Source organism: Bradyrhizobium sp. USDA 10063, from assembly GCF_054063735.1.
In genome coordinates this window covers 6,460,615-6,484,440 of sequence record NZ_JBSSGP010000002.1, presented here as the reverse complement: position 1 = coordinate 6,484,440, position 23,826 = coordinate 6,460,615, and the positions used below count along the sequence as shown (strand labels likewise).

Annotated in this window: 21 protein-coding genes; 12 read left to right on the top strand and 9 right to left on the bottom strand. The window is 60.3% G+C overall.

All coding sequences use genetic code 11. The annotated features are described in order from the left end of the window. Positions 1 to 7 precede the first annotated feature (7 nt). The 4 genes from ACVJGD_RS32660 to ACVJGD_RS32645 all read right to left on the bottom strand — a co-directional run bounded on the left by ACVJGD_RS32660 (position 8) and on the right by ACVJGD_RS32645 (position 4,065). The gene (locus ACVJGD_RS32660; protein ID WP_456638062.1) at positions 8 to 1,114 is read right to left on the bottom strand and encodes an ABC-type transport auxiliary lipoprotein family protein; all 1,107 of its coding nucleotides are present in this window, start codon (positions 1,112 to 1,114) and stop codon (positions 8 to 10) included. A 13-nt stretch (positions 1,115 to 1,127) separates the two neighbouring features. Beyond that, the gene (locus tag ACVJGD_RS32655) at positions 1,128 to 1,859 is read right to left on the bottom strand and encodes an ABC transporter ATP-binding protein (RefSeq protein WP_456638061.1); all 732 of its coding nucleotides are present in this window, start codon (positions 1,857 to 1,859) and stop codon (positions 1,128 to 1,130) included. Between the two features lie 2 nt (positions 1,860 to 1,861). Continuing rightward, entirely contained in the window at positions 1,862 to 2,983 is a 1,122-nt protein-coding gene (locus ACVJGD_RS32650) for an MlaE family ABC transporter permease (protein ID WP_456638060.1), read from the bottom strand. Between the two features lie 209 nt (positions 2,984 to 3,192). Further along, positions 3,193 to 4,065 carry an NAD(P)H-binding protein gene (locus ACVJGD_RS32645; RefSeq protein WP_456638059.1) on the bottom strand — a complete coding sequence of 291 codons (873 nt, stop codon included), beginning with the start codon at positions 4,063 to 4,065 and terminating at the stop codon, positions 3,193 to 3,195. A 77-nt stretch (positions 4,066 to 4,142) separates the two neighbouring features. Between ACVJGD_RS32645 and ACVJGD_RS32640 the strand changes: the two genes are divergently transcribed. From ACVJGD_RS32640 to ACVJGD_RS32600, 9 genes are all read left to right on the top strand, one after another. Beyond that, entirely contained in the window at positions 4,143 to 4,580 is a 438-nt protein-coding gene (locus ACVJGD_RS32640) for a winged helix-turn-helix transcriptional regulator (RefSeq protein ID WP_456638058.1), read from the top strand. Positions 4,581 to 4,780: 200 nt separating this feature from the next. Then, on the top strand, positions 4,781 to 5,872 hold the full coding sequence (gene rfbG, locus ACVJGD_RS32635; RefSeq protein ID WP_456638057.1) for a CDP-glucose 4,6-dehydratase: 1,092 nt from the start codon (positions 4,781 to 4,783) through the stop codon (positions 5,870 to 5,872). Between the two features lie 95 nt (positions 5,873 to 5,967). Continuing rightward, positions 5,968 to 6,990: an NAD-dependent epimerase/dehydratase family protein gene (locus ACVJGD_RS32630; RefSeq protein WP_456638056.1), complete on the top strand. Its 1,023-nt coding sequence runs from the start codon at positions 5,968 to 5,970 to the stop codon at positions 6,988 to 6,990. A gap of 16 nt (positions 6,991 to 7,006) precedes the next feature. Then, complete coding sequence (locus ACVJGD_RS32625) at positions 7,007 to 8,059, top strand: glycosyltransferase family 2 protein (protein ID WP_456638055.1); 1,053 nt, start codon at positions 7,007 to 7,009, stop codon at positions 8,057 to 8,059. Next, positions 8,056 to 8,826 carry a glucose-1-phosphate cytidylyltransferase gene (gene rfbF / locus ACVJGD_RS32620; protein WP_456638054.1) on the top strand — a complete coding sequence of 257 codons (771 nt, stop codon included), beginning with the start codon at positions 8,056 to 8,058 and terminating at the stop codon, positions 8,824 to 8,826. Before ACVJGD_RS32625 ends, rfbF begins: the two co-directional genes overlap by 4 nt. 42 nt (positions 8,827 to 8,868) lie before the next feature. After that, positions 8,869 to 9,573, top strand: coding sequence for a class I SAM-dependent methyltransferase (locus ACVJGD_RS32615; protein ID WP_456638053.1), 705 nt, complete (start codon positions 8,869 to 8,871; stop codon positions 9,571 to 9,573). After that, complete coding sequence (locus ACVJGD_RS32610) at positions 9,570 to 9,902, top strand: hypothetical protein (protein ID WP_456638052.1); 333 nt, start codon at positions 9,570 to 9,572, stop codon at positions 9,900 to 9,902. The genes ACVJGD_RS32615 and ACVJGD_RS32610 overlap by 4 nt, the downstream gene beginning before the upstream one ends. A gap of 79 nt (positions 9,903 to 9,981) precedes the next feature. Next, positions 9,982 to 11,754, top strand: a complete 1,773-nt coding sequence (locus ACVJGD_RS32605; protein ID WP_456638051.1) for a hypothetical protein — start codon at positions 9,982 to 9,984, stop codon at positions 11,752 to 11,754. A 283-nt stretch (positions 11,755 to 12,037) separates the two neighbouring features. After that, entirely contained in the window at positions 12,038 to 13,171 is a 1,134-nt protein-coding gene (locus ACVJGD_RS32600) for a glycosyltransferase family 4 protein (RefSeq protein ID WP_456638050.1), read from the top strand. Positions 13,172 to 13,219: 48 nt separating this feature from the next. On the opposite strand, the gene ACVJGD_RS32595 is transcribed toward ACVJGD_RS32600, so the two are convergent. The 5 genes from ACVJGD_RS32595 to gmd form a co-directional block, all read right to left on the bottom strand. Further along, positions 13,220 to 14,863, bottom strand: a complete 1,644-nt coding sequence (locus tag ACVJGD_RS32595) for a glycosyltransferase (protein ID WP_456638049.1) — start codon at positions 14,861 to 14,863, stop codon at positions 13,220 to 13,222. Continuing rightward, a complete protein-coding gene (locus tag ACVJGD_RS32590) occupies positions 14,860 to 17,070 on the bottom strand; it encodes a glycosytransferase (protein ID WP_456638048.1) in 2,211 nt (736 codons plus the stop codon). The genes ACVJGD_RS32595 and ACVJGD_RS32590 overlap by 4 nt, the downstream gene beginning before the upstream one ends. A gap of 93 nt (positions 17,071 to 17,163) precedes the next feature. After that, positions 17,164 to 17,913 (bottom strand): ABC transporter ATP-binding protein, encoded by a 750-nt coding sequence (locus ACVJGD_RS32585; RefSeq protein ID WP_456638047.1) that lies wholly within the window; start codon positions 17,911 to 17,913, stop codon positions 17,164 to 17,166. Continuing rightward, the gene (locus ACVJGD_RS32580; protein ID WP_456640450.1) at positions 17,910 to 18,647 is read right to left on the bottom strand and encodes an ABC transporter permease; all 738 of its coding nucleotides are present in this window, start codon (positions 18,645 to 18,647) and stop codon (positions 17,910 to 17,912) included. The genes ACVJGD_RS32585 and ACVJGD_RS32580 overlap by 4 nt, the downstream gene beginning before the upstream one ends. 558 nt (positions 18,648 to 19,205) lie before the next feature. Continuing rightward, complete coding sequence (gmd, locus tag ACVJGD_RS32575) at positions 19,206 to 20,294, bottom strand: GDP-mannose 4,6-dehydratase (RefSeq protein ID WP_456638046.1); 1,089 nt, start codon at positions 20,292 to 20,294, stop codon at positions 19,206 to 19,208. Between the two features lie 158 nt (positions 20,295 to 20,452). On the opposite strand from gmd, the gene ACVJGD_RS32570 reads away from it, so the two are divergent. Genes ACVJGD_RS32570 through ACVJGD_RS32560 form a run of 3 tightly spaced genes read left to right on the top strand, consistent with a single transcriptional unit; the run spans position 20,453 to position 23,820 of the window. Continuing rightward, complete coding sequence (locus ACVJGD_RS32570) at positions 20,453 to 21,670, top strand: DegT/DnrJ/EryC1/StrS family aminotransferase (RefSeq protein ID WP_456638045.1); 1,218 nt, start codon at positions 20,453 to 20,455, stop codon at positions 21,668 to 21,670. Continuing rightward, on the top strand, positions 21,660 to 22,301 hold the full coding sequence (locus ACVJGD_RS32565) for a NeuD/PglB/VioB family sugar acetyltransferase (RefSeq protein WP_456638044.1): 642 nt from the start codon (positions 21,660 to 21,662) through the stop codon (positions 22,299 to 22,301). Before ACVJGD_RS32570 ends, ACVJGD_RS32565 begins: the two co-directional genes overlap by 11 nt. Positions 22,302 to 22,356: 55 nt before the next feature. Continuing rightward, positions 22,357 to 23,820 carry a hypothetical protein gene (locus tag ACVJGD_RS32560; protein WP_456638043.1) on the top strand — a complete coding sequence of 488 codons (1,464 nt, stop codon included), beginning with the start codon at positions 22,357 to 22,359 and terminating at the stop codon, positions 23,818 to 23,820. The last annotated feature ends 6 nt before the right edge of the window (positions 23,821 to 23,826 follow it).

Sequence of the window (23,826 nt, the reverse complement as noted above, 5' to 3'; positions counted from 1 at the left end):
TGAAGCCTCAGGAAGAATGGGCCGCGGTCCATAAGATGAGCTCCCGCGCCAGCGCGTCAAACGCTGCGTTGAAGGCCTTTGCGGCCGCCGCCGGCGCCAACGCCTCGATCGGCGCCTCCTGCTGGAAGACGCGCGCGGCGCGCAGATGTCCCGATGCATCGAGGAGCTTGGCGGACAGCGCGATCGCGGCGTGCGGCTGCGGCGCGGTGACGATCTCGAATTGGCGCAGGTCGAGCAGCAGGCGGGACGAGCCTTCCGGCGCGACGTCGGGCCGGAACGGCGGGTGGACGATGTCGTAGTTCTCAAAACTCTGCAGCAGCTTCGCCTGCACGAGCTGCGGCAGGGCGTCGCTCCATTGCGCGTCGGCAAAATCCTGATTGTCCTCGCCCGCGAACAGGAAGCGCTGGGTCTGCAGGGCAGTGATCGCCGTCGGCTCGGCGATGGAAAGCGTTGCCTTGAAGGGACGGATGGGCGCATCGAACCGGCTGGCGGGGCTGAGGTCGTAGACCGCCTTGCGCGCGGGAGCGGCGCCGCCGCCCATCGTTCGATCGAGACCGGCGATGATGTTGTCCAGGCGCGGGGTGTTGCGCGCGAGCCCATCGGCGAAGGTGCCGAGATTGCCGATCGCGTCATGCAGCGGTCCGGAATTTTCGCTGAGCACCGCATCGACCTTGCGCAGCGCATCGCGCGCGGCCTGCGTCATGCTCTGCCCCGCCCCTTTCTCCGCGATCAGCGGCCCCTGCACGCGCGGCGCGTCGATCCGCTCGCCGCCTTCCAGCGCCACCACGGGTACGCCGGTCAGGCCCTGAAAATCGAGGCCGACCTTGGTATCGGCGCGAACCGGCGTGTGCTCGAGCACGGCGATGGTGGCATGGACGTCGCGCGGCCGGTCGGGCACGAATTCGAGCGAGGTGACTTCACCGACGCGGATGCCGTTGAACAGCACTGCGGCGCCCACCAGCAGGCCGGGAACGGGACCATTGAAGACGACCTGGTAGGTCTCGCGCTTGCCGATGCCGCCGGTGTTGTTGAGCCAATAGACGAAGCCGAACACGGCGACGATCGCCGCCAGGACGAAGGCGCCGACAACGATAAAAGGTGCGCGCGTTTCCATTGATGTCGTTCCGTTAAGCGTTGAGATGAAGCATTTGCGCTCGCGCGCCGTGGAAATAGGCCCTCACCCAGGGATGGTCGGATTCCAGCACCGATTTCAGCGGGCCGAGCGCGGCGATCTTGCCGTCGGCCAGCGCTGCGACGCGGTCGCAGACCGCGTAGAGCGTGTTGAGGTCGTGGGTGACCATGAAGACGGTGAAGCCGAGCGTCCGCTGCAGCGTCTTGATCAGGGAATCGAATTCGCCGGCGGCGATCGGGTCCAATCCGGACGTCGGCTCGTCCAGGAACAGCAGCGCGGGATCGAGCGCGAGCGCGCGGGCCAGCGCCACGCGCTTGACCATGCCGCCGGACAATTCGGAGGGAAACTTGTCGCCGTCGTCGACGGTGAGGCCGACCATCTCGAGTTTCGCATTGGCGATCTCGTCCAGCAAGGATGGCGACAGATGCGCGGCCTCGCGCAGCGGGAATTGCACGTTCTGCCGCGCGCTCAGCGCCGAGAACAGCGCGCCCTGCTGGAACAGGACGCCGCTTCTCGCGCCGTTTTCGGCAAACTCGATGATGCCGCCGCGCTTGGGCAGCAATCCGATGATCGTGCGCATCAGCACGGACTTGCCGCCGCCGGAGGCGCCGACCAGGCCGAGGATCTCGCCCTGGCGAACATCGAGACTGAGATGGTCGAGCACGATCTTGCGGCCGAAGCCGACGACGAGGTCCTGCACGTGGATGGCGATACGTTCTTCGGTCACGGCTACATTCCGATCGAGGCGAAGAACACGGCGAACAGGCCGTCGAGCACGATGACCAGGAAGATCGACTTGACGACGGAGGACGTCGTCTGCTGCCCGAGCGATTCCGCGCTGCCCTTGACGCGCAGCCCTTCGCTCGCGGCGATCAGGCCGATCACCAGCGCCATGAACGGCGCCTTGATCATGCCGACCTCGAAACTGTTGATCGAGACCGCCTCATGCAGCCGCGCGATGAAGATCGCCGGGCTCATGCCGCCATAGAGCCAGGTGACGAGCCCGCCGCCGTACAGCGCGGCCATCGACCCTAGGAAGGTGAGGATCGGCAGCGCGATCACCAGCGCCAGCACGCGCGGCAGGATCAGGACCTCGACAGGATCGAGGCCCATGGTGGTGAGTGCGTCGATCTCCTCGCGCATCTTCATCGAGCCGATCTCGGCGGTGTAGGCGCTGCCCGAACGTCCGGCCACCATGATCGCGACGATCAGGACGCCGAGCTCGCGCAGCACCAGGATGCCGACCATGTCGACGACATAGGAATCGGCGCCGAACTTGCGAAAATGGAAAATGCCCTGCTGGGCAATGATGGCGCCGATCAGGAACGTGATCAGCGCCATGATCGGGATCGCGCGCCAGCCGACCTGGCCGAGCTGATACACGGTGGAGGTGAAACGAAACGATCGCGGATGGCGCAGCGTCCGGAACAGCGCGATGCCGACACTGCCGAGCATGTCGAGGAAGACCGCGCTCTCGGCAATGATGCCGCGTCCGACCCGCTCGAGCAGATCGGCGAGCGCGTTCGTACGCCGCGCGGGAGCCGGCGGCCTGCGGTTCAGTTTCCGCACTTCGCCGATCAATCCGGAATAATCAGGGGAGAGGCCGGTCATCTCGGCCTCGGTCGCCTGCGCAGGCTCGCCGCGCGCCAGCTTCTCGATCAGCCAAGCGCCCACCGTGTCGAGCGCGGTGATCCCGCTCAGGTCGATCTTGCGGATGCCATGCGCAAGCCGCGGCTGGATGCCCGCGCACAGCCGCTCCAGGATCTCGACATTGGCAACCGTCCACGCGCCACGCGGATGCAGCGAGCGGGCCTCCCCGTCATCCACGGTCAGGTCAGGGGCACTGTTCAAGATGATACCTCCGGAAGTCCGGAGGCGACCCTAGCCAGGCCGGCCGGCAATCGTTTGACACAGCGCAATAAAACGCCCGGCAGGTATGGTCTCGAAACTCAGGTCGAAACAGCTTCGCAGGCCGGGTGAAGCGGAACGCGTAACCCCGGGAACATCTGCAACAACGTTTGCGAGGTAACCCGGGTTATGCTGACGCTCCACCCGGGCTTTTATCGCGCGAGCGCTGCCGCCACCGATTGGGCCATCGGCATCGTCGGGCGACCGATGAGAGCGCTCAATTGCCTGGAGTCGTCATGGAGCGCGCCTTTCGCTGCCTTGGCGTCGCTGTCCGCCAGAAGCGCCGCGAAGGCTTCCGGCAGGCCGATCGACACCAGCGCGGCCTTGTAATCGGCCTCCGGCAGATCCTTGTACACGACGGGCCTGCTGGACTGCCTTGCGATCTCGGCGGCATAGTCGGCGAGCGTATAGCCGCTGTCGCCGGCAAGCTCGTAGATCCTGCCCGCCTGATTCTCGCGGCTTGCGAGCACGACCGCCGCAGCCACGGCGTAGTCGGCGCGTGCGGCGAGGCAGATGCGGCCATCCGCTGCAGAGCCCAGCACAGCGCCGTGCTGGACGGCGGCGGCGACGTTGCCGGTGTAGTTCTCGGTGTACCAGCCGTTGCGGAGAAATACGAAGGGCACGCCGGATGCGCGGATGAGCGCTTCCGTCTTGCGGTGCTCTTCCGCCAATGCCAGCGGGCTCGTATCGGCATGGAGGATGCTGGTGTAAGCGAGCAGCTTCACGCCCGCCGCCTTCGCCGCATCGATGACATGGCCGTGCTGCCGAACACGCTGCCCGATCTCGCTCGACGAGATCAGCAGCACCTTGTCGGCGCCGGCGAGCGCGGCCCTGACGGCGGCGGGGTCTTCGTAATTGGCGGTGCGAAGCTCGACGCCACGCTCCGCGAGGTCCTTGGCGGCGGAGGCATTGCGGACGATGCCGATCAGATGGGCGCCAGGGGCGATCCGCAAGAGCTCGGTGATGACGAGGCGGCCCAACTGGCCCGTTGCCCCGGTGATGGCGATACGTTCAGAAATTGTCACGTTCCTTCTCCTGGTCTAGAATGTAGACCAAGCCTAGATACGAGGCCGCCGGAGATCGCGGAAGGAGGCAGTTTTTGGTGACAGGGTTACGCGCAAATAACCTTCGGTCAGCCCATGAGTGTCTGGCCCAGCGCTTCCAGAGCTGGAGCAGCGGCGAGTTCGACCTCGCGCTTTGCCCGGTACGCGGCATCCTCGATCGTCTCGGCGACAAATGGACCACGCTGATCGTGATCGTGCTGGCGCAACGGCCGCACCGCTTCAGCGAGATCCGGCGGTCGATCCCCGACATCTCCAAGCGCATGCTGACGCAGACGCTTCGGGACCTCGAGCGGGACGGGCTGATCACGCGCCGCGTGTTCCCGACCAAGCCGCCAAGCGTGGAGTACGGACTGACGGAGCTCGGCGCATCCCTGCTCGAGCCGCTGGCCCATCTCGTCACGTGGGCGGAGCAGAGCCAGTCAGACATTGCGACGGCGAGATCGGCGTTCGATGCGGCTCAAGTGTCGCGGAGCTAAGGGCGATCGCGAAACGAGCAGGCTTTCGCGGGGCTGGACCACGCGCGCTGCTGCCGCGCCGCGAACACATTGTTCGCAAAATTGCCCAACAATGTTGGTTTCAATTTTCCGCCAGCGATTCTGGCACCCGACGGATACGCTGCGCGACCGCAAGTTCCCCGAAGCTCGGCGAGTAGCGGCGCAGCCACATGGAGAGCTTGGTGATCGAGGCGGAATTCTGGCGCGGCCGCCGCATCTTCCTGACGGGACATACCGGCTTCAAGGGAGGCTGGGCATCCATGCTCCTGAACGCGATGGGAGCCCGTGTTTTCGGCCTTGCGCTGCCGCCGGAGCATCGCGACGGCGTGTTCGTCGCGAGCGACGTCGAAAAGGACATCGATCACCGCATCGGCGATATCCGCGACTTCAACTGCGTATCCAATGCGATGCAGGAGGCCCGCCCCGAGATCGTGATCCACATGGCGGCGCAACCGCTTGTGCGGCTTTCTTACGCCGAGCCGGTCGAGACCTATGCGACCAACGTCATGGGAACCGTGCATGTGCTCGAGGCTATCCGCCGCTGTCCCAGCGTTCGCGCCGCCGTCATCGTCACCAGCGACAAATCCTATGAGAATGACGGCCGCGTTCAAGGTTACCGCGAGACTGATCCCGTCGGCGGACATGACCCCTACAGCAACAGCAAGGGATGCGCCGAACTGGTCACCAGTGCTTATCGCCGGAGCTTCTTCTACCGGGCCGACGACGCGGCCATCGCTTCCGTCCGCGCCGGCAATGTGATCGGCGGTGGAGATTGGGCGCGTGACCGATTGATCCCGGATGCCATCAGGGCTTTCTCTTCCGGCGAGACGCTGCGCATTCGATTCCCCGCCGCTGTCAGGCCCTGGCAGCATGTCTTCGATCCGATCGTCGGTTACCTGCGGCTCGCCGAACATCTGGTTCAGCACGGCCAGACTTATGCGTCGGGTTGGAACTTCGGTCCGGCTCCCGACAGCCATGTTCCGGTTCGGCAGGTGGTCGAGCGGTTGGCGCATCACTGGGGAGAGCCCGTATCGTGGGCCGTCGACGGCGGCGAGCAACCTCACGAAGCCGGACATCTCCAGCTCGATTGTGCCAAGGCGCGCGATCAGCTCGGCTGGCAGCCTTCCGTGAACTTTGAGGACGCCATCAGCTTGACGATCGATTGGTATCGCGCGGCTGCGCGCGGCACCGCCCGGCGCACGGTCGGCCTGCAGCAAATTGATTGGCTGTTCGAACGCCACCGCGCCATGGCGCTGCAGGAAGCCGGAGCCTAGCTGACGAAGTTCGCGCAGGGCTTCAAGACCGATCGGTGCATTGCCAGCCAGCGAACGAGGCTGACGTCAAAGCGTCGTTGAATGGAGGCAGATGATTGATCACCAGCAGGGACTTCATCTCTCCCTACATTGACCGCCTTTCCGGCCAGTCGGTCCTGGTCACGGGTGGGAACGGATTCATCGGGCAGCGGCTCGCATCCCGCCTTCTGGCTCATAATGCGCAGGTGACGCTGCTCCAGCGGCAAGGAGATCCAATCGATCGCTCCCGAGACGTATTGATCGCAGATTTCAGCGCCGACAATGCCGATGCGCAAATCGCGGCAGCATTGAAGGGTCGGCAATTCAACATCGTGTTCAATTTGGCCGCCTATGGCGTGACGCGCCCTGCCGACCGATCGGTGGACGGGCTTTGTCGCGAACGCATCCTCGCCCGCCGCGTCAATGTCGATGCCGCCAAGTCTCTTTTTCTCCATGCGCGCGAGACCGGCTGCGGAATTTTCCTGCAGGCGGGAACGTGTTCCGAGTATGCTCCGCAGGAGGGCCGGACACTCCGACTGGAGACCGATCCACTTGAATCGCGGGAGGACAACGACAACGTCGTCTATGGCGCGAGCAAGGCAACGGCCGGTCGGGCCCTCCTGACCCTGGCGCGCGAAGGCGGCCCGCCGCTGATCGTCGCCCGCATCTTCAACGTCTATGGACCTGGCGAGAAGAAGCAACGGCTGCTGCCAAGCCTCGTTCATCATCTGGCACGCCGCCAGCAGGTTCCACTCTCGGCTGGATCTCACATCAAAGATTATCTGCATCTCGACGATGTCGTCGAAGGGTTGTGCGCATTTGCGGTTGCTGCTAGAGACCACAATGTTGGGACAGCACTTAACCTTTGTTCCGGTTCCCCCATCAGTGTCGCGCAGTTCTCGCGCGCCGTGGCCGGGATCATCGGCCATTGCGATCACTTGTTGGGCTTCGGGGAGCGGCCAGCGCATCCAGACGAGGTCTCGTTCCTTGTCGGATCGACAGCCGCGCGCAATGCTTTCACGGACTGGCGGCCACGGCTGCCCATGGAAGTCGGCCTACCGAGCGTGGTTCATCACATGATGGCGTCGACGGAAGATTGACGACGAGGGAGCGACCATGAACGATGTCGATAGATCGGCACGTACGCTCATTACGATTTCGATTCCCGTCTTCAATGAGGAAGGCAATATCGCGAACCTCATGGCGCGGCTGCGAGCGGTCGCCGACAGCGTCGCCGACCGCTACGATTTCGAATTTCTCTTCACCGACAACAACAGCCAGGACGGGACTCTCGCTCTGCTGGAGGCAGAGGTTGTTCGTGATCCGCGCGTGCGCGTGCTGAAACTCTCGCGCAATTTCGGCTTCCAGCGCTCGATCCTGACAAACTTTCTCAATGCCCGCGGCGCGGCCGCGATCCAGATCGATGCCGACCTGCAAGATCCGCCCGAGATGATTCTCAAGTTTCTCGAGTATTGGGAAAAGGGATTCAAGGTCGTCTACGGCGTGAGGATCCAGCGTATCGAGAGCCTCGTGTTGCGCCTGGCGCGCAGGGCGTTCTATCGATTCATCGACCGCATCACCGAGTTTCATGTTCCGGTTGACGCGGGCGACTTCCGCCTGATCGATCGCATCATCATCGAGCATCTGCGACATGTGACCGATCGCAACCCCTATTTGCGAGGGCTCATCGCATCCTTCGGATATCCCTCGGTCGGAATTCCCTACGCGCGAACGGTGCGTACCCAGGGACAGAGCAAATTCAATTTCATCAAACTGCTCACGCTGGGAATGGATGGCGTGACCAGTCAATCGACCAAGCCGCTGCAGTTCGTTGCGCTGGCGGGCTTCACCCTGTGCGGGCTTTCCTTGTTCATCGGGCTCGCCTACGCTGTGCTTTGGTTGTTTGGCTTCGGCGAGCGCAGTCCCGGCTTCACGACGCTTGTTATCCTTCAGCTCCTCACCTTGGGTGTCAACGCAGCGGTCGCCGGCCTGATCGGGGAATATCTGGGACGCGTGTTCGACAATGTGCGCGGACATCCGATGAGCATCGTCGAACGCGCCATTGAACATTCGCCGTCCGCTTCCACGGAGTGCGGCGCGCCGTCATACGTGCCGCCCACATGCGCCGAGAATCCCGTTCCAGCCAACAACGAAGGGGCTCAAAGGTGAAGGTCGTCATTCTCGCCGGCGGTCTCGGCACCCGGCTGTCCGAAGAAACCGACACGCGCCCCAAGCCGCTTGTCGAAATCGGCGGACTGCCGATCCTCTGGCACATCATGAAAATCTACGAGCAGGCCGGCCTGAACGACTTCGTCATCTGCTGCGGCTACAAGGGCGCGATGATCAAGCAGTTCTTTTCGGACTACTTCATCAAGACGTCCGACATAACGGTCGATCTCGGACAGCAGAAGGTCGAATATCATCGACGCTCGGACGAGAAATGGCGCGTGACGCTGGTGGATACCGGCATCGAGACCATGACAGGCGGTCGGGTGCGTCGCGTGGCTGCGCATATCAACGACGAGACGTTCTGCCTCACCTATGGCGACGGTGTTTCGGACCTGAAGGTCGCTGAAACCCTGCAATTTCACAAATCGCACGGAAAGATCGCGACGATAACGGCGGTTCCTTCGCCTGGCCGCTTCGGCATCCTGGACATTGGCTCGAGCGGAAGCGTCGAACGGTTCCACGAAAAGCCCGACAATGAAATGGGTTATATCAACGGCGGATTTTTCGTGCTCGAACCGCGCGTCCTGGGATACATAGAAGATGACGCGACGATATTCGAACGCCGCCCGTTGGAGCGCCTGGCTGCGGACAATGAGCTTGTCGCATTCCGGCATTCAGGCTTCTGGAAGCCGATGGACACGCTCCGCGACAAGCGCGAACTGGAAGAGATGTGGGCGAGCGGTCAAGCGCCTTGGAAGACCTGGTAATCCTGCGCCAATCAGCATGCTCTCACGAGGATCCATCTGCCGATGACTCACCAAGATCAAGCCGAGGCCGAGTTTGATGCCTATTCCCACGCATATGATGCGGCGGTGAACGAGGCGATCGCGTTCTCGGGGTTGAAAGTCGATTATTTTACCCGCGTCAAAGCCGATTATTTGATGGACCTGATCACGGGCCACTTCAAGGATGCCCGCCAAGTCTCGGTGCTTGATGTCGGCTGCGGCGTCGGCAACTTCCACAAGCTGCTGTCCGATCGGGTCGGGCCTATCACCGGCGTGGATGTGTCAAAGGCCAGTATCGAACGCGCCCGCGAGCAAAATCCGGGAGTTCGCTATGAGTCTTATGGCGGAGAGCGACTGCCCTTCGACGACGCCAGTTTCGATGCCGTCTTCACTGTTTGCGTGATGCATCACGTTCCGCCGGCGCAATGGCCACTCTTCGCGGCGGAGATGAAGCGCGTCTTGAAGCCGGGAGGCATGGTCGCAGTCTTCGAGCACAACCCGCGCAATCCGCTGACGCAGCGGATCGTCTCAAACTGCGTTTTCGACAAGAATGCAGTCCTGCTTCGCTCAGAGGTGACCCGCGCCTTGATCCGGGACGCCGGCTTCAAGGACCTGTTCGAACGATTTATCATTTCGATACCACCTTCGGGAAAGTTGCTGCGCTCGGTTGATCTCCTTCTCGGACGGCTGCCGTTTGGCGCGCAGTATTTCGTGAAGGCGACCGCATGAAGGCGGCAGGCGACGCCGCGAGCGCTATCGCCAAAGTTTCCGATGCCCGCCTTTGGTCGCATCAGGCGCCACCAGTACATGGAATGACAAACAAGGCAATCGTGCCCGAATGGTCCATCTGGATCATCGCCGGGCTGGCGCTCGTGGCAGCCATCTGGCTGCCATTCGGCTTCGCGCTTGGTGGACTGATCGAGGAATGGACGGAGCTGGGGCTTTTCGCGATACACGGACCTATTTTTTTGGTCGACGAAGCCGGGGCCGCTGGCAACGTTTCGCGGCCGTCCGCTCACCTTTGCTCCGCAAGCTCTCGCCTACTTCCTGGATCATGAGAGCTTCTTCTACTGGCATCTGCTGCTCGCGCTTTCGCTCTTCATAAAGTTTGTTTCGAGCGGCTACATTGGCCGGTTCATGACGCGCAGCCTGACGGGCGGGCTCTTGATTGGCGCTCTTGCTCTGCTCTATCCGGCCGACACGATGCAGATCAACCTTCGAACCCTACATATCGATTGCGCCATCGCGCTGGCGCTTCTGGCCGCGGCACTCGCAGTGAAGGCGCTGGATGTCGCGAGCACGGTGACACGTCTTGGTCTTGGCCTTGTAGCAGCAGCGCTGTTTGTTACCGCAAGCCTCATCTATGAGGCGGTCTTGCCGCTCGGTCTGGTGCCTTTTCTGGCGATGTATGTTCGGTACGGCCTGGTATCGGCCATCGCGAGATGCATGAAGCAGCGCGCCGTCCTGCTGATGTGGGGCGGCGCTTTGGTCTCATGCGTCATCTTTGTCGTCATCGTCGGACAGCAAGGCGATTCCTATCAGGGGTCACTCGCTGTCGGCCAGACAGGCGGCTGGTTCTCCAAGCTCGACTCCTGGGCACGCACGATCGTCTTTACTGCCTTCTATCGCGGTTTTTGGCAGGCGTGGGAACAGATCTACTCTCTGGCCTGGACGCAGCTCAGCTTTCGCGCGGTCTTTCTGCTTATTGCTGCCAACATCGCGCTTTGTTTTTTCCTGTTGGCGACCAGGGAGGAAAAGGCGAACGACGGGCCATGGACGCGAATGGCGTCGCCTATCCGCCTTCTCCTTGCCGGGATTGTTCTCTTCGTAGCCGGCTACTCTCCCTTTCTCGTTTCGCTACCCCACGTCGCGATCACCCAGCGAACCTATCTGGAGGCGGCATTCGGCGGCGCCATGGTGGTTGCCGCTGTTATCACGGCTTTCGGATATCTTCTTTCGGCTCGAATTGTTGCAACAGCGATCGCTGCGCCGATCGTCAGCGCGGCTTTGCTTGCCCAGATCTATCAGCATGATCAGTACAACCGGATCTATGCGCAGTTTGAGCGCCCCATCGTCAAGGCGCTAGCGACAGCCACGGCCGCATTTCGTCCCGGGGAACCGATCCCAATCGTGAACATGTATGGCGGCCTCAACGGTACCTGGGATTTGGGCGTCGCCGTCACCCTGGTCACTGTCTATTTGCTGCCGACCAGCGGCCCGCCAATCCTGTGCGACGGACGGACTGGGCAAATGCTACCGCTTGTGCGCCCCCCGGCAAAAACTAGCTGCACCATCGAGCAGGACAATCTGACGATTGTCGCTGCAGACGGCAAACAGACGAGCTACTCGCGTTTTGCCGTGATCGAGGGCGACGGGACCGTTACGCTTCATGACAACAAAGCCAACCCTCCGGTTCAGGCGCTGAGGACGGTAGTCCCCCCGATGCTCACGGATGGAAACTGGGAGCCATCGGATTCCTGGTTCAACAGAATCCGCAATTCCGGGCTTGCCTATGAATGCAAATTTGAATCGATGTGGGGTTATGCCGTTCCCTGTCGCACATTCGGCATTTACGAGGGCGAGTGGACGGGCCCTGCGACGGCCTCCATTTCATGGGTGAACAATAAGGATGCCGGGCTCATCATCGATACTCTTGAGCCGAACATGTCCTACAAGATGATCCTGCAACTGGGGAAATACGCCCTCACCCCGGCGCTCGATCAGCTTCAATTGACGTTCAACGGCTCGCCGCTGCAACTGGTCTGGACCGACCCGCGTCGCATCGAAGCAAATATTCCATATGAGTTGGTGAGAGATCGCACAAACGTGCTCGGACTCAGTGTTCCGCTGGATGATAAATCCGGTCTATCGATCGCGCTTCAGCATCTGCAGATCTGGCCGGTGCGGTGACAGACGTGTTGTCTTGGTTCACCCGCCCACAGGAAGTTGGATCGCGATTGCGGGTTGAAAAAGACTGAGGGCACTGCAGCAGCGACCAGGCGGGAACCCAAAAAGACTGCCTCTTCATGGCCCGGGATGCTAAATACGACCGGCTTGCGGGAGTTCCGACCCACCCTGCCCTCCATGGCGCGGCGTTCCAGGCAAGGCCATCTATCCAACAGTCTTGGGGCAGCCGCTCTCAAGACGTGAAACAAATGCGAGATCGTGCCTCCGGCTTGATCGTGATCTGGGAGTGAACTTGAAGGTCCTGCACTTCTTCAAAACCTATGTCCCGGACTCCTATGGAGGCGTTGAACAGTTCATCTTTCAACTTGCTCACGGCAGCAGCCAGCGCGGCGTCGACGTCGAAGTGCTTTCGCTGAGCCCGGATGTCGTTGACGAAACCGCGCGGTTCGACAATCACACCAGCCACCGCATCAGGCGGGATTTCGAGATCAGCTCGACGAGCTTCTCGTTCAGGGCATTCGCAAAATTCTCGGAGCTCGCACGGCAGGCCGACATCATCCATCTGCATTTCCCCTGGCCATTTGCGGACGTGGTCTACTTCGCGACCAAAGTGTCGACGCCTGTCGTGCTGACGTATCACTCTGATATCATTCGGCAGCGCCTGCTGCTGAAGGTCTATGCGCCTTTGATGCACCGGTTTCTCGGCAGCGTCGACCGGATCGTTGCGACATCTCCAAACTATCTGGAGACCAGCGCAACGCTGGCCGATTTCCGCAAGAAGACCGAAGTGATCCCAATCGGCCTGGATCGCTCAACCTATCCCGAGTACGACCCATCGCTTGGCGCAAAATGGCCGAGCCTGGCGGGCAAGCGCTTTTTTCTGTTCGTGGGGGTTCTCCGCTACTACAAGGGACTTCACATCCTTCTCGACGCCCTGCGCGGCACCGACTATCCGGTCGCTATTGCGGGAGCGGGGCCGATCGAAGGGGAACTGCGCCAACATGCCCTCGATCTGAACCTGACGAACGTGCATTTCGTGGGAGCACCGACCGATCGGGAGAAGGTCGCATTGTTGAATCTCTGCCACGCAGCGATTTTTCCTTCTCACCTTCGCTCGGAAGCATTTGGCATCTCGCTCCTGGAAGCCGCGATGTATGGCAAGCCGCTGATCTCAAGCGAAGTCGGCACCGGCACCAGCTATGTCAATATCGACGGCGAAACCGGCCTTGTCGTTCCCCCCGGCGATCCGATCGCCCTCAGAGAAGCGATGCGGGCTCTGTTCGAGAACAACGAATTGGCCGCGCAGATGGGCGAGCGAGCCAGGCAGAGATATGAGAGCTATTTCACGGCCAGTCAGATGGTGGATCGTCATCTGGAGCTCTACAGGGAGATCCTGTCAAAGCGCTCCGAACAGGCTTGACCGACTGATCTGCTCGCAGTGACGCGGGATGACGGAGGTCTCCGCGCCTTACGCGGCCGGCTTTGACACTGGCTCAGAAATGCGATCGACGTGATCCGACGAAATGTGATCCAGCAGCGTGATGTATTCATCAACGACGTTGGTCCAGGATCGTTTCGTCAACTGATCGTAGAGCTCCCGCTGCTTCTGCAACAGATGCGCTCTGTTGCAAAGCGCCCACTCGATCTTGTCGGCCATGTCCTTCCAGCTATAGGGATCGAAAAGCATGAGATCGCGCAGCGCGGGATCGGTAACGACCTCTTCAGTGACGGCAATGCGGGCCATCACGACAGGCGTGTCGACTGACAGGGATTCCGTGAGCGTGAACGGGCAGCCGCCTTCGCTCAGGCTCGGATTCACCGAAAGAGCAGCCAGCCGATAGCAGGCCGCGAGTTCGCGGTCCGACAAGCCCTGCAGGCAGAGCACGTCGTCCTCGAGATTGTGCTCCTCGATGAACTTGGCGATCTCAGGCAGACCGTAGGGGTTTCCGGTCATGATCAATTTGTGAGGCAGATAACGCCGCTTGAGCAGGTGATCATAGGCACGAAGAAGAGTGAGAACGTTCTTGTTCGGGCGAAACTGGCTGGCGTAGAAAATAAACTTGGTGCCTTCGTTCGCAAATCGAAGCGGGCTTGATGTTGTCGTTGCCTTTCCCAGAGCGGTACCGAAGAACTTGGCGCAGAACGCGTCAATCGCATCCTCCTCGTTGGAGGGCCCTTCAATTCTGACCAGCTCATCCAGCCTGTTGACGCCATGCGGGATCACACTGACCGCCTCCGGCGGCACGCCGTAGCGCTCGACCAGGGTCCGCTGCTTGACATCAAGGCTGTAGGTCACGAACTGATCCCCGCCCTGGATCGTCTTCTCGACCAACCTGAATGTCTCGAGGAATCGTTCATCGTTGACCGACGAAAACGCCACCGGAAAGTCCGAAAGCACAACGTCCGGCACGCAGATCAACCGAGGCGCCTTGATGTCGTTGAAATGGGGCCAGAAGGCCGTCGGAGCGAACCAGGCTGAAATCTCCTTGCGCTTTTCGATCTCGACGGAGAGCAGCCTGGCTTCCGCCGTCTCCATGTAGCGATACAGTCGCAGGGCGAGGCCGTTATCCTGCGGACGCGCGACCAACGCGCCTACATTTGGCGCCACACCCCGGAAGCGGTAACGTCGAAGAAGAGCCCGATAAACTCTCCGGACAGGCCGATTGATCAAGCGAATGGCATAGTAAGCCAGAAGCACGGGAGAAGCGATCAGCCCTATCAATACCAGCGCGGCCGTGCTGCGCGTGGTCGCGGCGGTGCGCGCCACGTAAGCTACGAGCGCTCCGTAGACGGCTCTTACGCTCGACAGATAGTCGCGGACCTTCTTCCGCTTTCGGAGCCTGTACGCCCTGTATTTCTGATACGCTTCGTAGTAGCGCAACAATGTCGGGACCTTTTCGGGTCCAATCACTTCGAAGGCGTCGGGCTGCAGGCCGACAGACCGGCTCCATTCCTTGAGCGATTCCCGCATCCAGCTTGGACACGCAATCACAAATTTCACGTCTGCGCGGACCTTCGCTTCCTTCAGGAATTCCGCGAGATAGCGTCCCAGCCCCTGAGCTCGCAGATCGACCTTGGGGGGATAACAAAGATAGATGCCGAAGGTCTTCATAGAAACTCTTCGATCACTTGCCAGTACGCGCCGGCCGACCGGTCCAGAGAATGCCGCGCTAAGACCTCCGGCCGTGGCGTGTTGCGCTGCGCTGTTTCCATCTGCTTCAGCTTGCCGGCCATGTCCGTCGGGTCGTTCGGATCAGACCAGGTCAGACCAAGCTCGAATTGGCGATCGATCTCCCTCATCGCTGGATAGTCGCTTGAAAGCGCGGGAACGCCGACCGACGCAGCCTCGACAACGGAAAAAGTGCCATTGTCGATCAGTCCGGGATGCCAGAGAAAGGCAGCATCACGCAGCTTTCGGCGATAGATGGAGTCGGGCAGATCGCCCTCCGTCTTCAAACTTGCCTTGAGCGCCCTGCTGGCGCTGTGAATCTCTCGCGCCGCCACGAGGTGTCGAAGCTTGCCCGTGAACAGCTTGTCCGTGTCCACCCCGGTCACATGGCATTCGAATCGACCGTCATATTCCTCGTAGTAGATTCGGAGCGCCTCCAGAGCATTTCGATGGTTCTTGTGAAGAGCGAGGTTGGTCGTCCAGACAAAGTACTCCGACGCCGGAGGCCCACCTCGAGCCGAACCGCCTGCCGCGCTGAATGTGGGGACGAGAAGCGGAACTTTCTTCACCTTCCTGGCTGGCAGCCCAGCAAACTGACGCGCGTCATTCGCCGTGAAGTCGGTCGTGACCAGGACCGCCTCCGCAGCATGGGCCCTATCAATGACGCGCTGACTGGCCTTCTCATCCATGATGGGAACATACCGCTGCAGATAGTCGTAGACCATGAGCACATAAGGGCGAACGGGAAGGACGGGAAAGCGCAACCGGTCGGACACAAAGATCCACAGATCGCAATCGAAGAACTGATTGATCCCGTCATCGGGTACGGCGTACGTGCCTGACAGCGGCTGATCCATGCCTGCATAGGCACAGGCGCGAAGCGCCTCGCCCGGAGGCAGCGTTCGCCAATGAAAGGCCCGCCGCTCAATGTCGCCGTGCAGATCCTCAAATTCCCTATCCGGATAAGACTCCGGATCGTCCAGATGCCCGAAGACAACGTCCACCGGCGAGCCGAACTGCTGACTGCCGAGCGCGACAGCGTTTGCGAGCAGCTTCGCGCCTCGGAGACTGCCTCCGCGGTAGGCGACAGGCAGAAGGACGGCGACGCGTTTCTTCCGGATGATCGGAGCTGTGGAGCGCTCGTCCTCAGTCCTCTTGAGGATCAGTTCAATTCCCGTGCGCCAGCTCGGTTCACAGTGTTCGACCTTCATTGAGTCGAGCAGGACCGTTTGCGACTCCCTGATCTGACCAATCAGCCGCTTGTCGCCTGCCAGTATCCGCTCGATCTTGCTCTTTGCCTCCTCGGCGGTCTTGCATCGCCCCGGCAGTCTGAGACCGCCCAGCCGGTCGAGCAAGCCACCGCCCATGAAGACCAGCGGCATTCCAGCGCGCACCGCTTCGAAGGGATGATAGTGCACATGGTATCGCTCGGAACTGTGGTAGTACATGACCGCGAATGATCGCATGTTCCGGCGATGCTGCTCGCCAGAGACATAGCCGAGGACGTGATCGTCGTCCTGGACCCGAAGCGGTTGAGCGCCGGCTACCACGTAAGGCAGGCCTGCGAATGTCCGCTTAAAGTCTCGATAGATGTCCTGATAGTATTCGTTGAATGCGAGATCGGGACAGACAAAGAATATCCGCCGGTCGCTGCCGGTCCAATCGTCGCGAATGTCCGTATCCTGTAACCCGACCGGCAGGTTGACCGCTCGTTCGGCAAGCCAACGCGGCTCGACGTCGGCGAGATGGTCGTATGCCTGGCCAAACCAAAGAGATCCTGCCGCATGAGCCGACCAGGTCGATCCTCTGCGCCAACCGAACAGAGACAACAATCGCGCATAGCTTTGCGGCGGGTCCGAGAGTCCGTAGGTCCGCCAAATCTTGGCTCCGTAAAAATTACGCATCACGGACCGGAAGAAGTGCGCGTTCAGAACGATAAAAAAGATCAGTTGGAAATGCTCGTTTGCGATCCGCCAGGCGTCGACACCCGGTTCATCATACCAGTCGGCAGCGTTCAAGATCGCCAGGTCTTCCTTCGGGATCGTCAGCCTCTCATCTTCCGACCAGTCCACCGAAGCCGACCTGAACGTGGGGCCAGCCGACACTTTCTTGGGCAGGAATATCTCCTGGACCCCGATACGCTTCAGCATGGGGACCTCGAAATTCCGCGCGGTGGTGTGATTGAGCAACCACATCGCGCGTAGAGGACGGTTCTTCACTCGCACACTCCGGACTTTCGGTCGCTAAGCCAAGCCGTTGACACGTTTGTACTGATCTATCGACGTTTCAATATTTCCATCGAAAACGATTTCACCGTGGTGAAACACCAGCCCCCGATCGCACATCGATCTGAGCGAAACAAAGTCGTGAGACGCCAGGACGAGAATCTCGGATTTTTCGATCAGCGCGCGGATGCGATTTTGCGCTTTCGAGATGAAGGCCGCATCGCCCGCTCCGATGACTTCATCGAGCAACAGTACATCGCCTTCCACCGCCGTCGATACCGCGAAAGCCAGTCTCACCTGCATGCCGGCCGAATAGGTCTTGATCGGATAGTCGATGAACTCTCCGATATCGGCGAACCGCACGATCTCGTCTTCGATCTGGCGCATCCGCTTCGGCGACATGCCAAGCAGCAGGCCGCGATAGAGGATATTCTCGCGACCGGATGCATCGGGCTCGAATCCAAGACTGAGATCGAAGAGAGATCTGATCCTGCCCTCGACGATCCGCTCTCCGCCCGAGATCGGATACAAGCCGGCGACCATCTTGAGGAACGTCGACTTGCCGGCGCCGTTGTGTCCGAGCAATCCGACCCTCTCACCGGCCTTGATCTCGACGCTGATGCCCTTCAGCGCATGAATGTGGTGTATCTGTCCCTGCCGGATCTTCTTTCCCGCAACCGCGCCCGCCAGGAGGCTCTTCAGTGAGCGCTCCTTGAAGGCCGCGGAATGATAATGAAGATCGACGTTGTTCAGGGATATCCGGTTCATAGATAGTAGATGACCTTCTTTTCCGCGGAGCGGCCGACCAGAACGGCCAGCAATGTCAGCCCCGCGAGCAGGCCGAAGCTGAATCCATAGTTCTGCCAGGTCGGCCACTCGCCCTGCAGCAGGGGAGCGCGAACGATCTGAAGCAAATGATAGATTGGATTTGCGTCCACCAAAAAGTGCAGCCCCCCGCCTCGAAACACCTTTGGTTCGAGGTAGATCGGTGAAATGAACCACAGCGCCTGCAGCACAAGGCCGAGCGCGTGCGGCAAATCCCTGAACCGCGCGCCGACGTAACCGAGCAAGGTCGCGAGCGGCCATGCGATAAGCACCAGGAGCGGAATGACGGTGGGCACCGCGAGCCACGCCCAACCGAAGTTCTGGGGGCGCCAGATCAGCACCCAGACGAGCAGGCTTGTGCTCGCGCACAGAAACACGATCAGGTTGGTCAAGACGGTCCTCAAGCTGTAGATGGCCAGAGGATGTCTGCATTGCTTGATGTAGGCGTCGGCCTGCACGAAGGTGAGCGAGCCGCCCACCGCGGAGGTAACCACAAAGTCCCACAGGATCATTCCCGACAATATGAAAGGCGCATAGTCGGTGATGTCGCTGTGGAATATTTTGCCGAATACGATCGACAGGAGGATCGTCAGACCAAGAGGCTGGATAACGGTCCACAGGATGCCGAAGAAGGACCGTCGCCATTTGGAGCGAAGATCCGACAGCGACAGGTGCATCCAGAAATAGCGCGCTGCCCAAATGCCGCGAATGTAGTTCCACCCCGACGAGTCAGATCCAGGTGACGGTTTGATCTTGGCGGGCTCGTGGAACCGATCTCCAGAGCTGTACGACGCTATGGCCATCTTGAACCCCAATCGAGCTCGTTCAGAGCGGATACAGGAAGGACTTTCGGGTCGAACGCGGGCGGCGTGCCTGCGAGAGATCGTGGACTTGCCCCGCAAGTCCCGAAGCATCTTGCATTATAGGCCGGATCTTGCCCCTGGCGATGCCGACTCACAACCTTTCGCGATCCGCAGAACGGCTGATTATTCATCATATTAGCCCGCGAGTTCCAGTGGAACCGCGACCTTCTGCGGCTTCATGGAAGTGCCTATGAACTGAATAAGACTTTTGTTCGTCGTCGAGAGTTCCGGGCGACGTTCCGCCATTTCGAGCGGAGGCGGATTGATCGCGGCGATATCGATCGATGATGTGAGACCTCACAGGGAACGAAATGACGCAGCAACGAAAGAGCTGAGCCGCGTGTCGGTTCGCGGCTCGGCCTTGGTTTCATTTCATCTTGAAAGGTCTGTTGCCCTTGCGGCCTCCGCTCTTGCCTCCGCCAGGTCGCTCGCAACCATTTCCTTCACGAGTTGGGCAAAGCTGGTCTTCGGCTTCCAGCCGAGCGTCTCGCGCGCCTTGCTGGCGTCGCCGATCAGAAGATCGACCTCGGTCGGGCGGAAATAAGTCGGATCGATGCGGACCACAGTCTTGCCGGATTTTATGTCGACACCGGTCTCGTCGATGCCCTTCCCGCGCCAGGCGATTCCGCGGCCGACTTCGGCAAACGCAAGTTCCACGAATTCGCGCACCGAGCGTGTTTCGCCGGTCGCCAGCACGAAATCACCGGGAGCATCCGCCTGCAGGATCTTGTGCATACCCTCGATATAGTCCCGCGCATGGCCCCAGTCGCGCTTGGCCTCGAGATTGCCGAGATAGAGCGTCTCCTCGAGTCCGACCTCGATGCGGGCGACGCCGCGGGTGATCTTGCGGGTGACGAAGGTCTCGCCGCGGATCGGGCTCTCATGGTTGAACAGGATGCCGTTGGAGGCATACATGCCGTAGGCCTCGCGGTAGTTCACCGTGATCCAGTAGCCGTAAAGCTTGGCGACGCCATAGGGCGAACGCGGGTAGAACGGCGTGGTTTCCCGCTGCGGCACCTCCTGGACCAGGCCGTAAAGCTCCGAGGTCGAGGCCTGATAGAATCGCGCCTCCTGTTCCATGCCGAGGATGCGGATCGCCTCCAACAGGCGCAGCACGCCGACCGCATCGGCATTGGCGGTGTATTCCGGGCTCTCGAAACTCACCCCGACATGGCTTTGCGCGGCGAGGTTATAGATCTCGGTCGGCCTGATCTGCTGCACCAGCCGGATCAGGTTGGTCGAATCCGTCATGTCGCCATAATGCAGCAGGAACGGCACGTTGCCGACATGGCGATCCTGATAGAGATGATCGACGCGCGCCGTATTGAACGACGACGAGCGACGCTTGATGCCGTGCACGGTGTAGCCACGGCCGAGCAGATATTCGGCGAGGTAGGCGCCGTCCTGACCGGTGACGCCCGTGATCAGCGCCACACGTCGCTTGGAGTTTTCAACATGCATGAGAAGATCTTTAGTTTTGGCTGGTTGCCACCCAGTGCACCTGCAGCCGATGCTGCGATGACACGTCGAGTTCCCTCTCGGTGGTGCTCCCTTGTATTTTCAATTGATTGTTGTAGCAATAGTCAACATGGCGCGAGCAATGATGGGGACCAATCGTCATGAGGGACACCCTGCAAGACGAAAGTGTGAGCGCTGCCAGTGCGGCAAGCCTGCAAAAGCGGTCGCAAGTAACGTATGTGAATCCGATCGGTTCCCCGAGAGGCGCGCCTAGCGAATTTATCCCGCTATACCGGCCTTATCTTTGCGGAAAAGAGAAAGAGTACGTCAATCAGTGCCTGGATTCCTCCTGGATATCTTCGCGCGGAGCGTTCGTTGAGCGCTTCGAGGCGAAGTTCGCCGCGCTGACCGGAACTGCTCACGTCACCAGCGTTTGCAATGGAACTGTTGCGCTTCATTTAGCGCTCGAGACTCTTGGATTCGCAGCGGGCGATGAAATCATCGTGCCGACGTTAACCTATGTTGCCTCCGTGAACACCATCATCCAGGCGGGTGCGACGCCGGTCTTCGTGGATTCACGTGAGGATACCTGGCAGATCGATCCCCAGGACGTGCGCCGCAAGATTACCCCGCGAACAAAGGCTCTCATGGCCGTCCATTTGTACGGGCAGGCGTGCGACATGGACGCGTTGGTTAACATATGTGAAGAATTCGATCTGTGGCTGATCGAGGACTGCGCAGAAGCATTCGGCACTTACTACAAGGGCCGACATGTCGGAACCTTCGGGGATTTCGCCACCTTCAGCTTTTTCGGAAACAAGACCATCACGACGGGCGAAGGCGGCATGGTGGTCGCAAAGAACAAGGATCTCCTGGATCGGGCGTATCACCTCAAGACTCAAGCTGTTTCGCGGCACCGCGAATACTGGCATGACGCGGTTGGATACAATTATCGGATGACCAACATCTGCGCGGCGATCGGCTTGGCTCAGTTGGAAAATGCGAGCCCGATTCTCGAAAAGAAGCGCCAGATTGCCGCGTGGTACCAGCAGGGCCTCGATGGACTTCCATTGAGATTGCTGGGAGAGTTCCCCGACACGACGAACTCATATTGGATGTGTTCGATCGTTGTCGACGATCCGGACGTTCGACAGCCGCTCAGAGATTGGTTGAAGGCGGCGAATATCGAAACGCGCCCCCTGTTCCACCCGTGTCACACGCTTCCGCACTGCAAAGCCGACGAGACGCACCCCGTTGCTCAGTCCTTGAGCGCAAGAGGCTTGAACCTTCCGAGCTTTCCTGAACTCTCGCTGGAAGGCGTCACGACCATCTGCACGGTGATTCGCTCCTTCTTCCGGTCGGGAGCCAATGAAAGGTGACAGCGGGCTCCTGATCCTGGGGTTCGGCGGACACGCCCGAAGCGTCGCCGCGGTCGCGGTCGCAAATGGTGTGCGGTCACTCCTGTTCGTGGACGAGAATGCGAGGGATGACGAGTCCTTCCTCGGCTTTCCGGTGCGGCGTGAACTCCCTGAGAGCATTCCGCCGGGATGGTCGTGCATCCCCGGGGTTGGCGACAACGTCAGGCGAAAGCAGCAAGTTGAGTTCGCCCAATCAGCGAGTTGGGATTTGGCAAATGTCATCTCGAGCCATGCAACGGTGGATGTGAACGCCTCCATATCGCCCGGGTGCTTTGTGGGACATCACGCCCACATTGGTCCCTCGGCGCGCGTGGGACTAGGCTGCATCATCAACACCGGCGCAATCGTCGAGCACGAATCTGCAGTAGGCGATTTTTCGCATATCTCGGTAAATTCAGTGGTGGCAGGGCGAAGCCGCGTCGGGCGCTTTGTTTTCCTCGGGACGGGCGCGACGGTGATCGATGGCGTCCGTGTCGGCGACAACATCACGATCGGTGCCGGCGCGGCCGTGGTCGAATCCTTGGACACACCGGGAACGTATGTGGGCTGCCCGGCAAGACCTCTCCCGAGAGCCGGCCGCGCAGTTCACTGAACTTTGACTTGAGGACACAGATACGAGCAGGCTCTATCCCAGCCTTGGGCATCACATGCAGTACGCGGACCGGTCCTTTCCACATCGATGGCATCTTGAGCTGACCGGATCCAGCGAACTGGCCGCTCAGGCGCTGCTCGCATTCTATTTGGCGCTGGCCGTGGTGTCGTTGACCGCGGTGGAGCTTGCCGCGGGGATAACCCTTCACCCCACCTGGAGCGCCGTGCTTGGTACGGCAATCTCGCTGTGCCTGCTGCCGCTGTTCGCCTTCACCAGCTTCAGCTTCGGATACTTGGTGGGCGTGGCGTTCACCGGGATGGTTGTTGGCTTTGTCTGGCTTAGCTACTTCACCTCGTCGCGATATGATCCCGCGATCGTGCGCTGGTCAGCGCTTGCCTCTTTGTTGGTGTTCCTGGTGCCGATTCTGCTTCAGAACTGGCCCGCGCCGCGACTGTTCAGAATCAAGCCGAAGACGATGGATGTCTGCGTCAAGGTTTTGCTTGTCATCGCGGTCCTGCTTCTTGTGCTGAATTTCCGCTACGGTTTCGCTCTTGTGGGATTGCGCGCAGCAGAGCAGTTGCGTGCCAATATCGCGCAACCAACTCTGCTGAGCTACGCGACGAACAACGTCATCTACGCCGTGCTGCCGTTTGCATTTGCGTTCTACGCGCAGCGCGGATCACGCCTTTTGGCCGCGGCCAGTCTGCTGCTGATACCATGCTTCTATCCGGCGTTGCTGAACAAGACGGTTCTGTTCGCCGCAGTATGGCTTCCCTTCGTCTTTCTGATCTTTCGCTCCTTCGAGCCGAAGCAGGCGTCTGTCATCTCCCTGGGCGCCCCGCTCGCACTCGGACTATTCATCCATTCGATCCTGCCCGCGGAAAACCCAATTGCCCATTTCGTGTTCGGCTATGCGAACGAACGAATGTTTGCGATCCCTTCGATCGCGATGGACTACTATGCTGATTTCTTCGCTGTTCATCCAAAGACCTATTTCTGCCAGATCAACATCGTCAGAATGATCTCCGGCTGCGCATATTCCGGGCAGCTCGGCGTCATTTTCGCCGGTCAGTACGGCGTCGGAAACCTGAATGCGTCGTTGTTCGCGACCGAAGGCATCGCTTCGACGGGCTTGATCTGGCTGCCTTTGGTCATGTTCATGTGCGGATTGGTGCTCTCCATCGGCAATAGCTGCTCGCGGCATCTCTCGCCTTTGATGATCGCAACATCATCCCCACTTACCCTGATGGCGCTGCTCAATGTTCCCCTGAGCACAACTCTGCTCAGCAATGGACTATTTCTGCTGTTCCTTCTTTGGTACCTCTGCCCTGGTGAGCAAGACGAGAAGCGCTATTACTCGGAACAGCCCAACCGCTCAGCGGCGGATTTTCGTGCCGATTGTATCGTGGAGGGGGTGCCTGTTCACTGCCGCCGCGACGGCGTCATAGACGCTATCGTCGACGGCCGGGTCGTCGTGTTCGAGAGCTGGGTAGATTTCTTCAAGTTTCTTCGCCAATGACTTCTT

Bases quoted from the DNA above. Each gene is read 5' to 3' on its own strand.
- ACVJGD_RS32660 (WP_456638062.1), bottom strand. From the start codon at position 1,114: ATGGAAACGCGCGCACCTTTTATCGTTGTCGGCGCCTTCGTCCTGGCG.
- ACVJGD_RS32625 (WP_456638055.1), top strand. From the start codon at position 7,007: ATGAACGATGTCGATAGATCGGCACGTACGCTCATTACGATTTCGATT.
- ACVJGD_RS32615 (WP_456638053.1), top strand. From the start codon at position 8,869: ATGACTCACCAAGATCAAGCCGAGGCCGAGTTTGATGCCTATTCCCAC.
- ACVJGD_RS32610 (WP_456638052.1), top strand. From the start codon at position 9,570: ATGAAGGCGGCAGGCGACGCCGCGAGCGCTATCGCCAAAGTTTCCGAT.
- ACVJGD_RS32605 (WP_456638051.1), top strand. From the start codon at position 9,982: ATGACGCGCAGCCTGACGGGCGGGCTCTTGATTGGCGCTCTTGCTCTG.
- ACVJGD_RS32595 (WP_456638049.1), bottom strand. From the start codon at position 14,863: ATGAAGACCTTCGGCATCTATCTTTGTTATCCCCCCAAGGTCGATCTG.
- ACVJGD_RS32590 (WP_456638048.1), bottom strand. From the start codon at position 17,070: ATGCTGAAGCGTATCGGGGTCCAGGAGATATTCCTGCCCAAGAAAGTG.
- ACVJGD_RS32585 (WP_456638047.1), bottom strand. From the start codon at position 17,913: ATGAACCGGATATCCCTGAACAACGTCGATCTTCATTATCATTCCGCG.
- ACVJGD_RS32580 (WP_456640450.1), bottom strand. From the start codon at position 18,647: ATGCACCTGTCGCTGTCGGATCTTCGCTCCAAATGGCGACGGTCCTTC.
- gmd (WP_456638046.1), bottom strand. From the start codon at position 20,294: ATGCATGTTGAAAACTCCAAGCGACGTGTGGCGCTGATCACGGGCGTC.
- ACVJGD_RS32570 (WP_456638045.1), top strand. From the start codon at position 20,453: ATGAGGGACACCCTGCAAGACGAAAGTGTGAGCGCTGCCAGTGCGGCA.
- ACVJGD_RS32565 (WP_456638044.1), top strand. From the start codon at position 21,660: ATGAAAGGTGACAGCGGGCTCCTGATCCTGGGGTTCGGCGGACACGCC.
- ACVJGD_RS32560 (WP_456638043.1), top strand. From the start codon at position 22,357: ATGCAGTACGCGGACCGGTCCTTTCCACATCGATGGCATCTTGAGCTG.